This window comes from Reichenbachiella sp. MSK19-1 (assembly GCF_003590315.1).
In the GTDB taxonomy this organism is placed as follows: Bacteria; Bacteroidota; Bacteroidia; order Cytophagales; family Cyclobacteriaceae; genus Reichenbachiella; species Reichenbachiella agariperforans.
In genome coordinates this window covers 911,857-928,136 of the sequence record NZ_MIER01000002.1, presented here as the reverse complement: position 1 = coordinate 928,136, position 16,280 = coordinate 911,857, and the positions used below count along the sequence as shown (strand labels likewise).

Annotated in this window: 12 protein-coding genes; 6 read left to right on the top strand and 6 right to left on the bottom strand. The window is 42.9% G+C overall.

The features are described from left to right. Window positions 1-49 precede the first annotated feature (49 nt). From BGP76_RS03960 to BGP76_RS03945, 4 genes are all read left to right on the top strand, one after another. Complete coding sequence (locus BGP76_RS03960) at window positions 50-727, top strand: response regulator transcription factor (protein ID WP_119843680.1); 678 nt, start codon at window positions 50-52, stop codon at window positions 725-727. Window positions 728-738: 11 nt separating this feature from the next. Continuing rightward, window positions 739-2,025, top strand: a complete 1,287-nt coding sequence (locus tag BGP76_RS03955; protein WP_119843679.1) for a cell wall metabolism sensor histidine kinase WalK — start codon at window positions 739-741, stop codon at window positions 2,023-2,025. A gap of 83 nt (window positions 2,026-2,108) precedes the next feature. Continuing rightward, entirely contained in the window at window positions 2,109-2,558 is a 450-nt protein-coding gene (locus BGP76_RS03950) for a PepSY-like domain-containing protein (RefSeq protein WP_119843678.1), read from the top strand. 103 nt (window positions 2,559-2,661) lie between these two features. Then, complete coding sequence (locus BGP76_RS03945; protein ID WP_119843677.1) at window positions 2,662-3,858, top strand: porin; 1,197 nt, start codon at window positions 2,662-2,664, stop codon at window positions 3,856-3,858. Window positions 3,859-4,258: 400 nt separating this feature from the next. Here BGP76_RS03945 and BGP76_RS03940 read toward each other — a convergent pair whose 3' ends face one another. Genes BGP76_RS03940 through BGP76_RS03920 form a run of 5 tightly spaced genes read right to left on the bottom strand, consistent with a single transcriptional unit; the run spans window position 4,259 to window position 11,954 of the window. Beyond that, the gene (locus BGP76_RS03940; protein ID WP_119843676.1) at window positions 4,259-5,665 is read right to left on the bottom strand and encodes a DUF4302 domain-containing protein; all 1,407 of its coding nucleotides are present in this window, start codon (window positions 5,663-5,665) and stop codon (window positions 4,259-4,261) included. Next, entirely contained in the window at window positions 5,662-6,543 is an 882-nt protein-coding gene (locus tag BGP76_RS03935; RefSeq protein ID WP_119843675.1) for a substrate import-associated zinc metallohydrolase lipoprotein, read from the bottom strand. Before BGP76_RS03935 ends, BGP76_RS03940 begins: the two co-directional genes overlap by 4 nt. A gap of 1 nt (window position 6,544) precedes the next feature. Beyond that, window positions 6,545-8,026: a RagB/SusD family nutrient uptake outer membrane protein gene (locus tag BGP76_RS03930; protein WP_119843674.1), complete on the bottom strand. Its 1,482-nt coding sequence runs from the start codon at window positions 8,024-8,026 to the stop codon at window positions 6,545-6,547. Continuing rightward, window positions 8,026-11,343: a SusC/RagA family TonB-linked outer membrane protein gene (locus BGP76_RS03925; RefSeq protein ID WP_119843673.1), complete on the bottom strand. Its 3,318-nt coding sequence runs from the start codon at window positions 11,341-11,343 to the stop codon at window positions 8,026-8,028. Before BGP76_RS03925 ends, BGP76_RS03930 begins: the two co-directional genes overlap by 1 nt. A gap of 14 nt (window positions 11,344-11,357) precedes the next feature. After that, the gene (locus BGP76_RS03920) at window positions 11,358-11,954 is read right to left on the bottom strand and encodes a lipocalin family protein (protein ID WP_073119137.1); all 597 of its coding nucleotides are present in this window, start codon (window positions 11,952-11,954) and stop codon (window positions 11,358-11,360) included. Between the two features lie 167 nt (window positions 11,955-12,121). Here BGP76_RS03920 and BGP76_RS03915 point away from each other — a divergent pair, with 167 nt between their 5' ends. After that, window positions 12,122-12,820, top strand: a complete 699-nt coding sequence (locus BGP76_RS03915; RefSeq protein ID WP_119843672.1) for an META domain-containing protein — start codon at window positions 12,122-12,124, stop codon at window positions 12,818-12,820. A gap of 65 nt (window positions 12,821-12,885) precedes the next feature. Here the strand turns inward: BGP76_RS03915 and BGP76_RS03910 are convergent, their stop codons facing one another. Next, entirely contained in the window at window positions 12,886-15,438 is a 2,553-nt protein-coding gene (locus tag BGP76_RS03910) for a DUF5686 and carboxypeptidase-like regulatory domain-containing protein (protein WP_158584038.1), read from the bottom strand. A 268-nt stretch (window positions 15,439-15,706) separates the two neighbouring features. Here BGP76_RS03910 and BGP76_RS03905 point away from each other — a divergent pair, with 268 nt between their 5' ends. Then, a complete protein-coding gene (locus BGP76_RS03905; protein WP_119843670.1) occupies window positions 15,707-16,279 on the top strand; it encodes an RNA polymerase sigma-70 factor in 573 nt (190 codons plus the stop codon). Window position 16,280: the final 1 nt, after the last annotated feature.

The following is a 16,280-nucleotide window of genomic DNA, read 5'->3' as shown; positions in this document are numbered from 1 at the left end:
ATCCAGTAATTCCCATTTGTTTCCAGAATTGCGTTTTATTTTTACGGAGATGAAGATTTTGATCATAGAAGACGAACCCGAACTATCCAATACCATAGCCGAATCACTGGCAAAAGAACAGTACACCATAGAACAAGCATACAACTATCAAGACGCCATGGATAAAGTATGGAACTATGACTATGACTGCATACTTCTAGATATCATGCTACCAGGAGGTAGTGGTCTCGATGTACTACAGCGGCTCCAAAAAGCCGCTAAATCTCATAATGTCATCATCATTTCGGCAAAAGACTCCCTAGATGACAAGCTCAACGGACTTGACCTAGGTGCTGATGACTACCTGACCAAGCCCTTTCATATCGCAGAATTAAATGCCAGAATCAAAGCGGTCTTGCGTCGAAAACAACTCGGTGGGAAGGAGATCATCCAAATTGGTAATACCTCCCTCGACATCAAAGAACGTAGTGTCACCGTAGATGACGGCCTGCTCGTCCTCAACCGAAAAGAATTTGATATCTTGTACTACTTCATGGTCAACAAAAACCGATTGGTAACCAAGACTGCACTAGCCGAGCACGTATGGGGCGACCACATCGATCAGGCCGACAGCTTTGATTTCGTCTACTATCAGATTAAAAATCTGCGAAAGAAACTCCAGAGCACGACAGCAAAAATAGAAATAGAATCCATCTACGGTGTGGGGTACAAACTCATCCAGCCCTGAGTATTTCATCTATGAAAAACAAGCAGACCAAACTCCTTCATCAATCCAATCGATACCTCTCCCTTTCTATCCTCTTGATCGTGAGTATTTGGTCAGTCATATTCTACTTCAGTATGTTGGACGAAATCTACGACAGCATCGATGACGGACTGGACAATTACAAACTACTCATCCTTCAAAAAGCAGAAATAGACTCAACTGTACTGCACAAAAATGATTTTGACGAAAGCAACTATGCCATCATTGAGATCACTAAGACAAGAGCACTGGCTACTCATGACATCCACAAAGACACACTGCTCTACATGCAATTCGAAGATGATCTAGAACCCGTCAGACTCCTTACCACCGCCTTTCAACTCAAAGACCACTACTACCAACTCAAAGTCATCTCGTCCATGGTCGAAGAGGACGATCTCATCGCCGACCTGTTTTGGTCCATTGTTTTTTTATACATCGCATTGGTCAGCAGTATTATATGGATCAATAACATAGTCCTCAAAAAACTATGGCAACCTTTCTACAAAATCCTAACCCAACTCAAACATTTTCGGTTAGACCGTGCGCGCCCCTTGACTCCTATTCCTACGCAAACCACGGAATTCAATGAGCTGAAAGATACCGCAGACGCACTCGTACAGCATACACTCGAAACCTACCACCACCAGAAACAATTCACCGAAAACGCCTCGCACGAACTCCAGACCCCACTCGCTATCGTGACGACTAAACTAGAGTTACTCCTAGAGCGTGGAGACTTGAAAGAAGGAAATGCCGACCATATCGCACAGGTATTGCAAATCATAGAGCGACTCACTAGGCTTAACAAGTCACTGCTCCTACTAGCCAAGATCGAAAACAAACAGTTTTACGCTCACGAAACGGTCGATTTCCATGCCATAGCCCTACAGTGCATTCAGGACTTAGAGGATATCGCTAACTTCAAAGAGGTTCAAATCAACCTCAGTATATCAGAAGAACTGACCGTAGAGATGGATGCGACACTAGCCAATATCCTACTAACCAACTTGATCAAAAACGCTATTTTCCATAATCATCCAGGAGGAAAAGTAGAACTCCAGCTCTCCAACAACAGTCTCCGTATCAGCAATACAGGCAGCGAAAAAGCACTGAACACAGATAAGATCTTCAACCGGTTCCACAAAGAATCCGATGCGCATAGTAATACAGGTCTCGGTCTTGCACTGGTCAAAGCCATCTGTCAACTATACCACTACCCTGTCAATTACCACTACGAAGGGCATCAACATATTTTTGAGGTCAAGTGCAAAAAATAATTTAGAATAATCCTTAGCACCCCTTTTATTCCCGATTGATTCCAGAATCAGGTTCTTTATTTGAGTTATAAATTAATTCAGATATGAAAAAGCACAGAATAGTATTCGTAGCAGGACTCTTAGTAGCCAGTACTCATTTTTGTATAGGACAAGATCTTTCACCACGCCAAATCCCCTCTTTGGTTCTCAATAGTTTCAAACAAGGCTTCCCAAAAGCCTATGACATAGAATGGGAAATGAACGGCAACCAGTACAATGTAGAATTCGAAACGGGAATGTTCACAGATCATGAAATCTGGTACGACACGACAGGCAAAATCATCCGACACGAGGAAGATATCTCACGGGATCAATTACCGACTCAAGTTATCGCTAAACTAGATAAAGACTTCAAAGGATTCCAAACCGATGACATCCAACGCATCACGACTCAATCAGGAATAGAATACAGCCTAGAACTTGATTCTAATACCCAAGAGTGGAAAATAATTTTGAATCAAAAAGGAGAAATCATCACTCAAATCACTGACTAATTTCAAATTCACCTCTCTAATACATCAGTCCGACTCAGCAGCATGCTCTGTCAAAGACAACAGTGATATACTATTCATCACTGCATCAAATAACCTTATTAAAATGCGTTTAAGACTAAGTACACTAGTGTTTCTTCTATTGATCGCCATGACCGCACATGGTCAAATAGTAGGATCACTCCCCGAAAAAAAACACGACTTCTTTAATAAAATATCAATCAGTGGATACATGCAGGTGAGGTACAACAAACTGCTAGAAACTAACCCAGAACTAAAATGCGAGCAATGTGACGAATCTTGGGGTGGAGATACTGGAGGGCTTTACCTTCGAAGATTACGCTTCAAATTGTACGGACAAATTTCCCCTAGGATATACTTCTATTTCCAACCAGATTTTTCCAAAACCGCTGGAGATGCACATCACGTGGGGAGATTGAAAGATGCCTACGTTGATATTGGGCTAGATAAGGACAATGAATTCAGGTTTCGTCTCGGACAGAGCAAAGTACCCTATGGTTTTGAAAACATGCAGTCAAGTAGCAAAAGGCTGCCTCTGGATCGCGATGATGCACTAAATAGTGCGGTCAAAGATGAGCGAGATATGGGGCTATTTTTTTACTGGGCCTCCAAAGAAAAAAGAGAGCTGATGCATGATTTAAAAGCGCAAGGGCTCAAACATTCAGGAGACTTTGGTGTATTTGCACTAGGGATATACAACGGACAGACCGCTAACCATTTAGAGCAAAATAAAACCTTTCATGTCGTCTCTCGATTTTCCTACCCCATTGTTTTGGGCAAGCAAATCATCGAACCTGGTATCCAGGCATACTCTGGTAAATTCGTTCTTTTGGAAACGAGCGAAGAGGTACTAACCAATCCTAAAAAAGAATACACAGATCAAAGAGCAGCAGTTTCCTTTGTACTCTATCCTCAGCCTTTCGGAATACAAGCAGAATACAACATAGGTCGAGGGCCCGAATATGACAAAACATCAGAATCGATCAAGGTCAAAAGCCTCCATGGAGGATATGTCACCTTCTCTTATAAAATGGATAAGTGGAAACAAACATTCATCCCTTTTGTGAGGTTACAATACTACTCTGGAGGAAAAAAACACGAACTCGACGCCCGTAGCTACGACGTGAGAGAAAGTGAAATTGGTATAGAATGGCAAGTCTACAAAACATTCGAACTCGTGGCTATGTACACGCTTTCACATCGAAGGTTTGAAGATTACGAACTACAAAACAACATCCAAGAAGGACGACTCCTCCGTCTTCAAGCACAGTTAAACTTCTAAACCTTTAGAATATTGAGTTCAGCACCCAACTTTGACTCCCCCAAAAACCAGACTCAAGTTAATAAGGTAGATGAGCATGAGACATAAGCACAAAGTGTCTACAACCTAGTTAGGTTGTGGGGTTTTGATATAAGTCTAAAATGGTTTAGATATATATCTTTTTATCGTAAGGTAATGTGGAGTCAAACAGCATCACGTTATATGTACACCCTCTTGTGCCCAATTACTAACCTGAGTTCGATTCTAAATAACAGTTGCCCTGAAGGTCAAAGCTATTTTAGCACCCCCTAAGGCTTATGTGCTATCACGGAATAAACTATAAGACAAAATCACATTGCAGAAACCTTGAAGCAGGCAGGTCTGATGACTCAATAATTAATCGAACTCAGTTGCTAAGTCATTATGGTTTAACCAATGCGAATTCATATCCATTGCATGGATTGAATAGACGATAGATCACCAGTCCGTCTTGTATCGGCCAGAGAGAGATATAGACTTCTCCACCACCGAATAGCTCATCGGTCAAGGTTCTTAAATATTGCTCGTCGGTCGCATCGACTTCTGTGGGATTGCTATAGTGAAACTCCTCATTCAAGATCACATGGATATAGTTACCCGCAACAGTAGCAGTCTCATAACCTCGGTAGTGGGTTTGTTCCACGCCATTTTCATCCTCGAATATAATCCCAAAAGCATAGTCGATTTCTGCTGAGTCCAGTCCATAATCAAACAAAATCCAATTGGCCTCAGGATACAGCTGACCAATCGTCAAATCCTCTCCCGTCAAGGACAATCCCGTACTATCTCCAGCATAAAACACATTAATAGAATAGGGAGAGTCAGGCTCTGGCTCGAAGGTCAATCCTCCAGAATTGAATAGCGTATGACGCAACTCAACGGCTCCTACGTCGGGTATACTCGCAGAATAGACAGGCGCTGCTCTCATATCTGATACACAGTACAAGTCTCCACTCTCACTGTAGTTCTCTAATTTGATCTGATCAATGTTATAATTTTTTCCTCCTAGGGTAAAAGTGATAGGCTCACTCAGTACTAGCCCTTCATTGGCAAAAGTGTAAGCTACAGTCTGATCGATAGCAACCCAACTAGCCGATGTAATCGTACGACTCTCCACGCCTGGCGCAGCACCATCCACAGAAATGATGCGTTTGACCAAATCTATCTCCCAATAGAGTGATACATCTTCTCCAGTCAGGTACAATTGCTGCAGCGTCTGCGTCCCAAAAGGCTGATTGTACAATTCGTACGCTTCCATATTACCTGAGGTCTCACGAGAGAGTGCGTCGGCCGCATTAGCAGCAGCAGGCTCAAGGGTGATAACAGTAGTCTCTCCTACCGCATCCGACTTACTATACAGTAGCAGACTACCGTCTTGTTCGTCTAGATAAAAGAACTCAAACTCTGCTCCAAACGTCGATTGATCCTGCTCAAAGAGGTAATGAAAAACAGCATACGTCTCAAAGGTCAGTTGTACCGCCAGCTGCACATCGACTCGATAAGGGATCGTCTGGTCTAGCAGCGTCCCTCCATCGGCAGACACATCCGACTGTATGCGTACCTCGTCCTCATCAAAATCTAATAGGATGTAATAAGCCCCTGCGTCAGGTACAGGCTGGTAGTGTAATACCCATCCATGCTCAGGTGCCATGAGTTTCTCTTTCAGATCGGATATCGCCTCTTCGCGACGGGTATCCGCAGAGTTCAATTTAGCCCCATCGTCTCCTGTACAGCCTAGTATCACCAGCCAACCTAACATCGATAGGTATCGTAAGCTCTTCCTCATCATAGTCGTGATTGGAGTTCTGCTCTCAGTTCGTCTAGGTCTATTCCCGTTACTTTGAGATAGTGATCCTTGATCGAAGTAAGCTTTTCTAAAATTTTCTTTTTACCTGCATTATCGAGTTCGCACTGTGCCGTGACACAGCCCGTGTCTTGATCTATATAGTTCGCAAAGAAATCCGCATCAAACACATAGAAAGCTACCATCTCAGCAAAGTCCTCATTGGCCGAACTCGTTGCATAAGGAGAGACAAAGCCTCGTTGTAATGCCTCTTCGTCAGTCAGGTTGTACCATGACCCAGCACTAGAATACCCCTCAGGAGATATATTTTCAAATCCAGATGGGAGTTTAAACTCCTGATGAATGATGTGGGCAAATTCATGGTAGGTCACTTGCAACTGCAGTTTGAGCCATTCGGGATCACTCAAATCATAGCCGTTGACATTTGTATAGGTAATTCGTGCACCTGCATCTGCTGTCCCCAGCGTGACTGTACCGTCACCATTATAAATCAGCCCTCCTAAAAAAATCAACTCTGCTGGAACATATCGGCGAAAGAAATCCTCCCCATTCTCTACGGCTAGATAAGGAGCTATCCAATAATCATCCACAAAATCTAACATAGGACGCACCATTTCTAGCTTAGGAGGAGCTACATTTTGTCCTGGCTCCACATAGTTATCGACATACTTGTAACGCACCGCTATGTTATACTCATCCGTAAAATGCTCATCGATATACACATCTAATGCAGAGGTGGGTTCATCTACTTCCTTTTCTTTTTCATTCAAAGACTCATCTTCGAAACAGGAAACCAGAGTAAGGATGAGTAAAATCATCACCACACCATGCCAATACTTACTGTCTATCACGGTCTGTTTCATATCATCTAGGGTTAGCTTCTAAACCGCCGACATCCTGTGCCGACTGTGGTATTTGCAATATTTTGCGTGGATCATCTGCTGTGAGCGTAGCACTCCCCGAGTTACCATACTGGTGCGTCACTTCCATACCAAAGCGTTTGATATCAAACCACCGCATGCCCTGTGCGATAAATTCCTTTCTGCGTTCTATGAGCAAATAATTAAGTAATATCAATTGATTCGTAAAACTCGGCTCGTTATCCGCGCCAAAGAAAGTACGCAAACGATCCAAGGTCAGTGTCAGGTCTGCTACCCCAGAATACCGCCTATCCGTGAGCACCTGAAAATCAGCTAGAGCATCTGTCAGATTACCAGAATAAATGTTCGCTTCTATCCTATTGAACAGCACTTCTTCTCCTCTAAACATAACCCCTATGTGGTAAGGAGTACCCGTATTGGAGTTCAAACTACTGCGTTCGAAGAGGCTTTCGTATCGTAGTGGAAACAAAGCATTGAGTCCTTTGACAAAGGCAGGATTCTCCCGTTCGTCAGTCGCACCAAAAGGATTGGACGCAAATAACTGCCCGTAATAGTTCTCTTCGATTCCAAAGGCAAAATCAGTTCTCTGCATCAATGATATCTTACGCATCAGTAGCAAATTAGCTGGTTCATCGACTCCAGAATACAACTGTGGATATCCGTCTATAGACGATTTAGCTGCTTGATATTCCGTAGAGTTAAAATCCCGTATGTAAGCTTGTGGGTTGTCCCCTAACAACTGATTGCTATACTGTAGTGATCGTATTCTATCACCTTTATAGAGATAAAACCGACTAGCAAACGCTAAGGCTGCATTTTGATTAAAATGATATTTGCCCGAATTGCTATAGAAGGAATCATCCAGCTTTTCTAACCCCTCTACCAAATCATCCTCTATTCTACTGTAGACACGTGACACAGATAGTCGCTCATACTCCGCTAGGAAAGTGGTTTCTGGCTTGGTGACATAGGGTATACCCAAGGCAGAAGTAGACGTTTCGTAATGCTCTCCAAACATATTAACGAGCATAAAATGGCCATAAGCCCGCGTCAACAGAGCCTCTGCTTCCACAGCTAGTTTCTTGGCTTGATCTTCGTCAGAATCTACTGGAAGTTCATCCAACACCGCCAACACTTCGTTGGCATGGGCTATCGCTGCATAAGTTTCGTACCAGAAATAATCAGGTGTATCCTGTTCGTCAGGACTGGTATTCACATCCTCCCAAGCATACATCTGAGCATGAGCAGGCCTGATAGTCGTCCCGAAAGTATAAGTAAAATCATCCGTCATCCAGTCCGTAAAAGTAGGGCTAGCTATCGAGTAGGCATTGGTCAATAACTGCTGCGCCTTGTCTAGATCATTCAACTCTACACGGTTGTCAGGGTTCACATCTAAGAAATCATTGCACCCTGCGAATACCAGTACGACAACCCATATGTAACGATATGTCTTATAGTTCCCCATTACAGTCCGATATTGAGTGAAAAGGTGATCATTTTAGGCTGTGGCAGTGCGACTCCCCCACTACTAAAGAACTCAGGATCTTGTCCATTGAGCCTATCGTCCGAATAGAGGAGTGCAAGGTTCTGTCCCTCGACGCTGAGGCTAGCATTGCGCAGTTTTGCTTTTTGTACCCATTGTTCTGGCACTTGATAGGATAGCCTTACACTTTTGAGTCGTATATAGTCTCCATTGACGATACGAAGGTTGCTTTGGTTGTAAAGAGAATAGGCCTGCACATCCGAACCAATATTGACCTGTCTAGAAGTCAGGATCACCGGCACATTGGTTTTGTCTTCGTCCCCAGTTGTGACCCACCTATCACGTAGCTCCCCTGGTAGAGACACAAAATCATTATAACTCGATCTAAACGAATCATTGAGACGGATTTTATAATCAAACTTGTAAGACAAGAGTACATTGAGCGTAAAGCCTTTGTATTGGAAAGTGTTTGCAAAACCTCCTCCTCCTCTCGGTTCTGATGGCCCCTCGTATTGCAAAATACCCGCAAGATCATCTCTCTCCTGCAAGTCTATCTCTACGACTACCTCATCGTTGGAGCCATAGAAAGTCGGTACGCCATTGCTAGTCAATCCTGCAAATCTCGTCGAAAACAACCCTCGACGAGGACCTCCCAAAACAGCCGTTCCGTTTTGATCCAAAGCATCTGCCAGACGGGGGCCATAGTCTAGGTTCGTGATGCGGTCACGAGTATAGCCGATATTGAAGTTGGTACGCCAACTGAAAGAGTTTCGCTGAAAATTGATCGTATTCAAGGTCACCTCAAAACCATGCGCCTCCATATCAGCAAAGTTGCCATACTTCAGTGACTGTCCTCCTACACCACTCGTCAACACTTGACCAATCAAATCAAAGGACTGTCTAAAGTAATAATCCACCGAAGTAGTCACACGACTTTCCCAAAATCCCATATCCATCCCTACGTTAAACTCCTTTAGCTTTTCCCATGTCAAATCTGCATTGCTCAGATCTTCTATGTAGAGGTATGGCTCTACATCCGAAGGACGAATCGTCACATCAGACTGCAGATTAAGTATGGCACTGGCATCTGGCGGTAGATTACCCGAAAGACCGTAGGTGGCTCTTAATTTGAGTTGATCGACAAATTCCAAACGCCCCATGAATCGCTCTTGATCGATATTCCAAGCTGCACTTACATTCCAAGTCGGCAGATAACGAGCCGATTGGCTTTTGCCCAGTTGATTCGAACCATCATAGCGCCCGGTGAAGTTGGCGATATACTTGCCCTTATAGGCATAGCCCCCATTAATAAACACCCCCACGAAGCGATCTTTATTAGACTCGAAAGTGTTGATATCAATGTTTTGCAGATTAAAAAACTCTACAATATTCGGGTCAGTCACCACCACGCCTCCACTTTCGTATATCACACCCATGGCTGTAGAACTCCGCTCATCCCTATCCGAATACCTCACTTCTGTTCCCCCGAGTACATTAATGGAGTGATCCAACCCTATGTCTTTGGACCAGTTGGCACTGAATCGGCTAAAGAAAGACAGCAAATCCGTCTGGTCTAGATAGTTGAATCCACCCTGTGGCAAAACCACCACGGGATTTAACCCAGGATTATCTGGATCGCTAAATAGCAAATTGTTAGCATCTTGAAAAAACTGCGTATCATTGGCGCGGTAGGCTTCTGCCTGATTAGATCGCTCATGCACAGTATGGTCACGTTTCGTGTTGGCATAGCGCACCTGAAAAACACCGTTGATGGATAGGTTTTTGACAGGGGTAAATTCAAAATTAGCCTGTGTCGATACATCTAGGACATTGATATCGATAAAATTATATCGGAGTTCCTCTAGGATATTGAAAGGCGCATAGTTGCGACGAAAATACTCCAGATCACCATTCTCATCGTAGGGACGCATCGACCGACTGGTATTCAGTGCAAAGCTCAGTGGGTTAATATCAAAATCACGTGTATAGGTTCCTGAGATCGGATCAAACTCACGGTTACTGGTTCCAGGAGCTTCTTGTTCTCTATAGCTTCCTGTGAGTTTCAGTCCAAAATTAAACTTATCCGACACAAAATAGTTATTGCGCGCAGTGGCAGTCAAACGCTGCACCTGATCAGCAATGGTCTGCCCATCATCCTGCAAAAAGCTAATCGAATAGTAATTGGTTGATTTTTCTGTTCCTGAGGTAAAACTCAAAGAATGCTGCTGCTGTAGTCCAAAATCATTGAACAATACATCGAACCAATCCGTATTGGCATTTTCGTACTGATTTAGAAACTGTTCATTAAGCCCCCCACCAGCGCCCCATGGGATATCTTTCTGGTTTATCAAAACAAAATGCTTGCCCAGTGCACCGTAAGTCTGAGCCTTAGCAGCCGTAGTGATATCTATCAATCCTTTGCTATGCATTTCGCGGTAGACAGACATCTCTTCTGCCGAATTGAGTAGATTGAATTGGCTGTAGGTAGGCCGTAATTTTACCGAGAAGTTACCCGTATAGTTAACTTGAAGCGCACCGCTACGCCCTTTTTTGGTGGTGATGACAATCACGCCATTGGCGGCACGAGCACCATAGATGGCAGTAGCCGAAGCATCCTTTAGAATCTGGTAGGACTCTATATCACTAGGATTGATATTGGCGATGGACGAACTGATCAGGGTATTGGCATTTCCAGAGATGAAATCGTCCGTATTAACCTCTGAGAGATCTTCGAGGATCACACCATCTACCACATAGAGCGGCTGGTTGTTGCCATTGATGGATGAATTACCACGAATTCTGATTTTTGGGGAAGTCCCGAAAGTCCCCGAGACATTGTCTACAGTCACCCCTGCTACACGTCCTTCAAGCATACGACTGGCATCTGCTACCCCCTCTAGTTTCACATCATCCATTTCCAGTCTAGCTGCTGCTCCCGTAAAGAGTTTGCGATCTACCACCTGAAACCCGTTGACCACCACCTCATCGAGCTGATCAGCATCCTCCACCATCGTGATCTGTAGCGGCTGACTATTTGTTACGGTGAGTTGCTGCTGCTTCATACCGAGCATACGCATGACGATCACATCACCTACCACAGCCTGAAACCGGAAGTTCCCTTCCAAATCTGTCACTGCACCTATAGCTGTATTTTGTACTTGGATAGAAACCCCTATCAGCGGCTCTCCTTTTTCATCCAAAACCTGTCCCTGTACGGTAACTGGGCTTTGTGCATAAGCAGCCATGCTACTCAGGATGAGTAACATGGCTGCTAACACTTTATTTATGTTTTTTTGCAAGAATATTGAATCAATTAGTCGTCCGATCGCTTAAATTTAAAAACCCAATCAAATGTTGCCACTGTGAATATTCTATTGAGCTCATCGATTACATCCTGATTCGTAGGATCAGCTTCATATTGTTCAAAAAGATCATCCAGATAAGCATTAGCACCATCTGCACTACCGTAATCAGCAACCAATTCTTCCTGAATAGCATTGCTCATAAAAGTATTTGATGACTCAAAGCTAATCCATAGCTGATCGGTTTTATCTTTTACTACATCCCACTCCAAAGGATCGTCTTCATCCTCATATGTGAGCGTCAAAATTTCCTCTTCAGATTCCCACGTTCCTTCGGCGTTATCACTAGGATTACCACTGGTATAAGACACCTTTTCAACAAAACTTTTGTTCTTCTTAAGTTCTAATGTCCACTTATCTATCTCTAGGTTTGATAGCGTCACTATCCTGCCTTCATTGTAAGAATATGCGTCAGGAAAACCTTCATAAGTAGTCGCTTCTAACTCCCATACTCCTACAGTATGTGGTGCTGGCTCCTCATCTTCTTTACAAGAAAATAGCACTGCTACCAGAGCAATGATTAATAATTTATGGTACAGATTTTTCATAAGCGTTCTAGTTTTTAAGATAGACAATAGAATTCATAAAGACTAGATAAACTTTGCTGCTTGATTTTTCTCACAGTCCATTGGATTATTTAGCTTTATCAGTTGTAAAATATACTCAAAAGCTACTTTATCAAACGATTTTAACATTTTTCAATCAAATACTTCAAATGAAAGGAAAAGCCCTTCTCTATCTGGTAGCCCTCGCGATGCTTTGGAGCTGCAGTGCGTCCAAAACTGACAAAACCGATCTATACACTTACCGCATAGACCATATCTGGATCAATAGCTTTACTGCCCCCTGTGCTAGTATCGGTAGACCCGAATGTTACATGACGCAAGTGGCAGATGGAGATTTATCAATGGATGAATGGACAGTTTTTTATCACGATGTGGATGGATTCAAATTCGAAGATGGGTATCTCTATCAGCTCAAAGTAAGAGTCGATTTTAGCGACACCTCTTCATCATCTAAAGACTACATCAAGTACACTCTGTTAGAAATAGAGCAAAGATTGAGAGACTATAGTTTGGATTTAGGAGAGCACTGGGACATTACTATGCTGGAGGGAGATTCTATCAACCTTCCAGTAGGACAAAAGCAACCGTACATCAAGTTCAATACGATCGGTGAGATGGTGATAGGGCACTCCAGTTGCAACAGTTTTTCTGGACCATACACATTAGATATGATCAACAAAATCAAAATAGGGCCAATAGTAAGTACTCGAAAAATGTGTCCTGATTTGAGTATAGAGACTTCACTCCTAGCTCAGTTTGGTCAAATCACTGAATACAGTGTCAAGGACAGCATCCTCTACCTCAAAGACTCCAACGGAAAAGTTAGAATCACTGGAAAGAGTATCTAATAGAATATTCTATGAACCTATAAGATTAAAAAACCTTATAGGTTCATGAAGCCTGCCCTTTCTGGCTAAAACTCGATTCTCACCTTCATCCGTAGTGCCCACCCCTGCGGCGCATTAGGTCGCTCTAGGTAGCTGATACGCTTGACCACATCTAAGCGCATAAATTTAAATATATTAGATACCCCAATACTCGCCTCCATATAGGGGTCGCGTGTCAAAGCATAAGTGGCTTGTTCTCCATCTGCATGACGTGGATATGGTGCTAGGTCGTCGTGCAAGTCTGGGTTATTCACGTCGCTGAGCGACCCCCAGAGCATTTTGTAGCCTATGATCGAGCGAAGCTTTAGTTTCTTGATCAACGGCACTTTGTTTAAAATATAGCCATTGAAGAAATGCGTCACCTGAAAATTGAACTGCTGATCACTGACGAACTCTAAATAGTTCATCATGTTGAAAGCATAGGTGAGATAGGAATAGGATTGATTGCCCCGTGGCAAAGTCAATAGTGGATAAGGCACCTTTCCCCAAAGCTGGGTATAGCCTACGTTGACATCTGTAAACCCAAATGGAGACACATAAAAACGCTTCGATACGTTGACCTGAAATCTATCGTAGGAGTAATCTGCATCGAACACCCCTTTAAATCCATGCCAATACTTGAACTGAACAACTGGATACTCATTCGGGATAGAAACCATACCTGTCCGACCCTGATAGAATTTCTCATTGGGACCAAAACGAAGACCTGCTGTCAACTCAGTGACTTCTATCTCTTGGGCTTTACGTTCATCCTCGTCTTTGATAGTCGTATCTATCACACCTGGCTCAAAACTAAGCACGCCACCTGGACGCAGGTTTTCAATACTTCCACCTATAGAATAAGAAAAACCATATTTCAATCTACGTCCAAAACTCATCCCCATACGCTCGGTATAGATCATCTTGTCATTGACCCCTCGACGAAAAGAGCTAAACGCACTCGCGTCCAACGAGTACTGTAGGTTTTCGCCTGGGTTCATGAGGTCATTGGCATAATAGACTCGGATATGATCGAGTCTACTTTCAGTAAAATAATGTGACACGACACCTGCATATTTCCAAGCCTCATCTTTTAGTCCATAGGCTCCATAACCTTCTATCTGCCAGCGACGGCTAAACTTTTCGGTCGTCATACCACCAAACCGAAACCGTGTCCCCTCGATTTGATTCCAAGACACAAAAGCACCTACAGGCCCAATAGACCATTTGTTAAAATCTTGATATCCGATCACGAGCAAAGTCATTATGTTCATAAGCCGCTTAAAAGCAGGCAATTCTTCTACTTCCTCATTGAGTGCATATACTCCTTTCTCTGACTTGGACAACTCCATATGCCGTGCACCATCCCAAAACTCATCAGATTGGTCACCTACCAGATTCACTTCCTTGACTAGTTCATTGCCCGTATAGATTGTATCAACGCGCTGTTGATTATAGACTAGATCATTATAAGACACTGTCCGCCGACCAAATATACCAAGCCCATTACCGTCGATTACACTAAAATCCATACTCACTTCATCAGTTTTAAGTACATATGCATCATACTCGTTCTTTTTGAACTCCTGCTTGATAAACATATCCTCTACAAAGTTGAGGTTGATATCATCCGCTATGCGCATATCTATCTTTTTGACCGCATAGGCCGAATCAGTCGTAATAAACACATTGCCAATAAATGCCAAACTGTTTTTGTTCCGAGGTTGAAAAGATAGTTTGAATAACTTTTCATTGTTTTCGACCAATGTATCTGCAATATAAAACTGGTAAGTCAGTGGAGCCAGACTAGAAATGGGACTCACAAAACGCTGAGAGAGTATGCTCATGTTGTTGTCATAGATATCGACATCCTGATAGAGCTTGTCTAGGATATAAGAGATTCCCTGGTTGTCAAAATAATCTTCGAATCCAGTCAATTTGGTTCCGAGGCGATATTCTACCTCACGTTCAGGGTTCTTTCGATAGTACACCTGCGAACTTGTCTCACGCAAGAAAATAGGCAGGTAAGTTTTGCCATTGATATCTGAAGTATCTACATAATCGAATACCACCTGAAAATCACGCATGATTCGCTTGTCTTTGAAGTCCTCAGGAATATTATTAAAATCGAATTCTACCTTTTCATACTTGTTGTATTCATAGTAGTCTAGACTCTCCATTCGGTTTTTCTCCTTGTTGTCTATGACCTTCTGTATGATGGTCACCGCAGGGTTTTCTTTGTTTCGATAACGTAATTTTTTGCTACTAATCGTTACAGCTTCAAGTTCTAAACTCCCTTCGGTCAACTGAAAATCAATCTTCTGAGAAGCACCCAAAGTCACAGGTCTTAACTGTGGATCATAACCTATATAGGATGCCTTGAGCGAGGTAGTGGCTTGGTCAGATTCGATGTAAAAAATCCCATCACTGTTGGATGTAGTTCCTATTGTAGTGCCTTCAAAAGAGATATTGACAAAGGGTAACACCTCTCCAGTCTCAGCATCGGTGACTACTCCCCTAATCCTCGTGACATTCTGAGCAGATGCCGCGAGTGATAGTATCATCCCAATGATAAAAACTGTGATATAGGTTAGTCTCAAATTTATTGTTTTTTTGCTCCTCATATATACAAACCACTCGCACCCAAAGAGGGAGCCCACCTAGTCTGTCATGAATTATGCAACAGGTCTTATGTACGGATTGTTTCGACACAAAGACACATCTTATGCGAAATTGGTGTCTTTTATTTTATAAAAACTTATTTGCATCCAGAATTTATTGATCTCTTCTCAAAAATATCAGCTATTGATCTGGCCTAGTCGGACATTGTCTGTTTTCTTTTTACTTTCGCCTGACTAACAAACTAACTTGACACTTACATCTACACATAGCCTCTTTGACCTACAAAACGAAAAGCACTTTGAAACTGTGTTCAAATCGTTTTTTCAGCCACTGTGTGGGTTTGCCTTCCAATATGTTAAAGATAGTGATACAGCCGAAGAAATCGTACAGGAGACTTTCACAACGCTATGGCACAGAGCCCATGATATAGAAATCAAAACCTCTGTCAAGTCATATCTGTATGGGGCAGTACGAAACGCATCCCTCAACCATCTCAAGCATCAAAAGGTCGTACAGGCTCATCAGGACTATGTCATGCGTGATTCTGAGGCCGACCAACAGGATTTTTTAGAACTGGATGAGCTACAGGAGAAAATCAATAAGGCCATACAACAGATGCCAGAAAAGTGTCGAGAGATATTCGAGCTCAGTCGCTTCGAGGAAAAGAAATACAAAGAGATCGCTGAAGAACTCAACCTGTCAATCAAGACAGTAGAGACCCAGATGAGCCGCGCGCTGAAAATCATGAGAGAAGCACTGGGTCAGTATCTCTCCAGTTGGATAATATGGATGATATATTTAGGACAAAAATTTTTGTAAG

Coding starts and splice junctions, on each gene's coding strand:
- BGP76_RS03935 (WP_119843675.1), bottom strand. CDS start 6,543: ATGAAACAGACCGTGATAGACAGTAAGTATTGGCATGGTGTGGTGATG.
- BGP76_RS03940 (WP_119843676.1), bottom strand. CDS start 5,665: ATGATGAGGAAGAGCTTACGATACCTATCGATGTTAGGTTGGCTGGTG.
- BGP76_RS03960 (WP_119843680.1), top strand. CDS start 50: ATGAAGATTTTGATCATAGAAGACGAACCCGAACTATCCAATACCATA.
- BGP76_RS03915 (WP_119843672.1), top strand. CDS start 12,122: ATGAAAGGAAAAGCCCTTCTCTATCTGGTAGCCCTCGCGATGCTTTGG.
- BGP76_RS03945 (WP_119843677.1), top strand. CDS start 2,662: ATGCGTTTAAGACTAAGTACACTAGTGTTTCTTCTATTGATCGCCATG.
- BGP76_RS03955 (WP_119843679.1), top strand. CDS start 739: ATGAAAAACAAGCAGACCAAACTCCTTCATCAATCCAATCGATACCTC.
- BGP76_RS03930 (WP_119843674.1), bottom strand. CDS start 8,026: ATGGGGAACTATAAGACATATCGTTACATATGGGTTGTCGTACTGGTA.
- BGP76_RS03920 (WP_073119137.1), bottom strand. CDS start 11,954: ATGAAAAATCTGTACCATAAATTATTAATCATTGCTCTGGTAGCAGTG.
- BGP76_RS03950 (WP_119843678.1), top strand. CDS start 2,109: ATGAAAAAGCACAGAATAGTATTCGTAGCAGGACTCTTAGTAGCCAGT.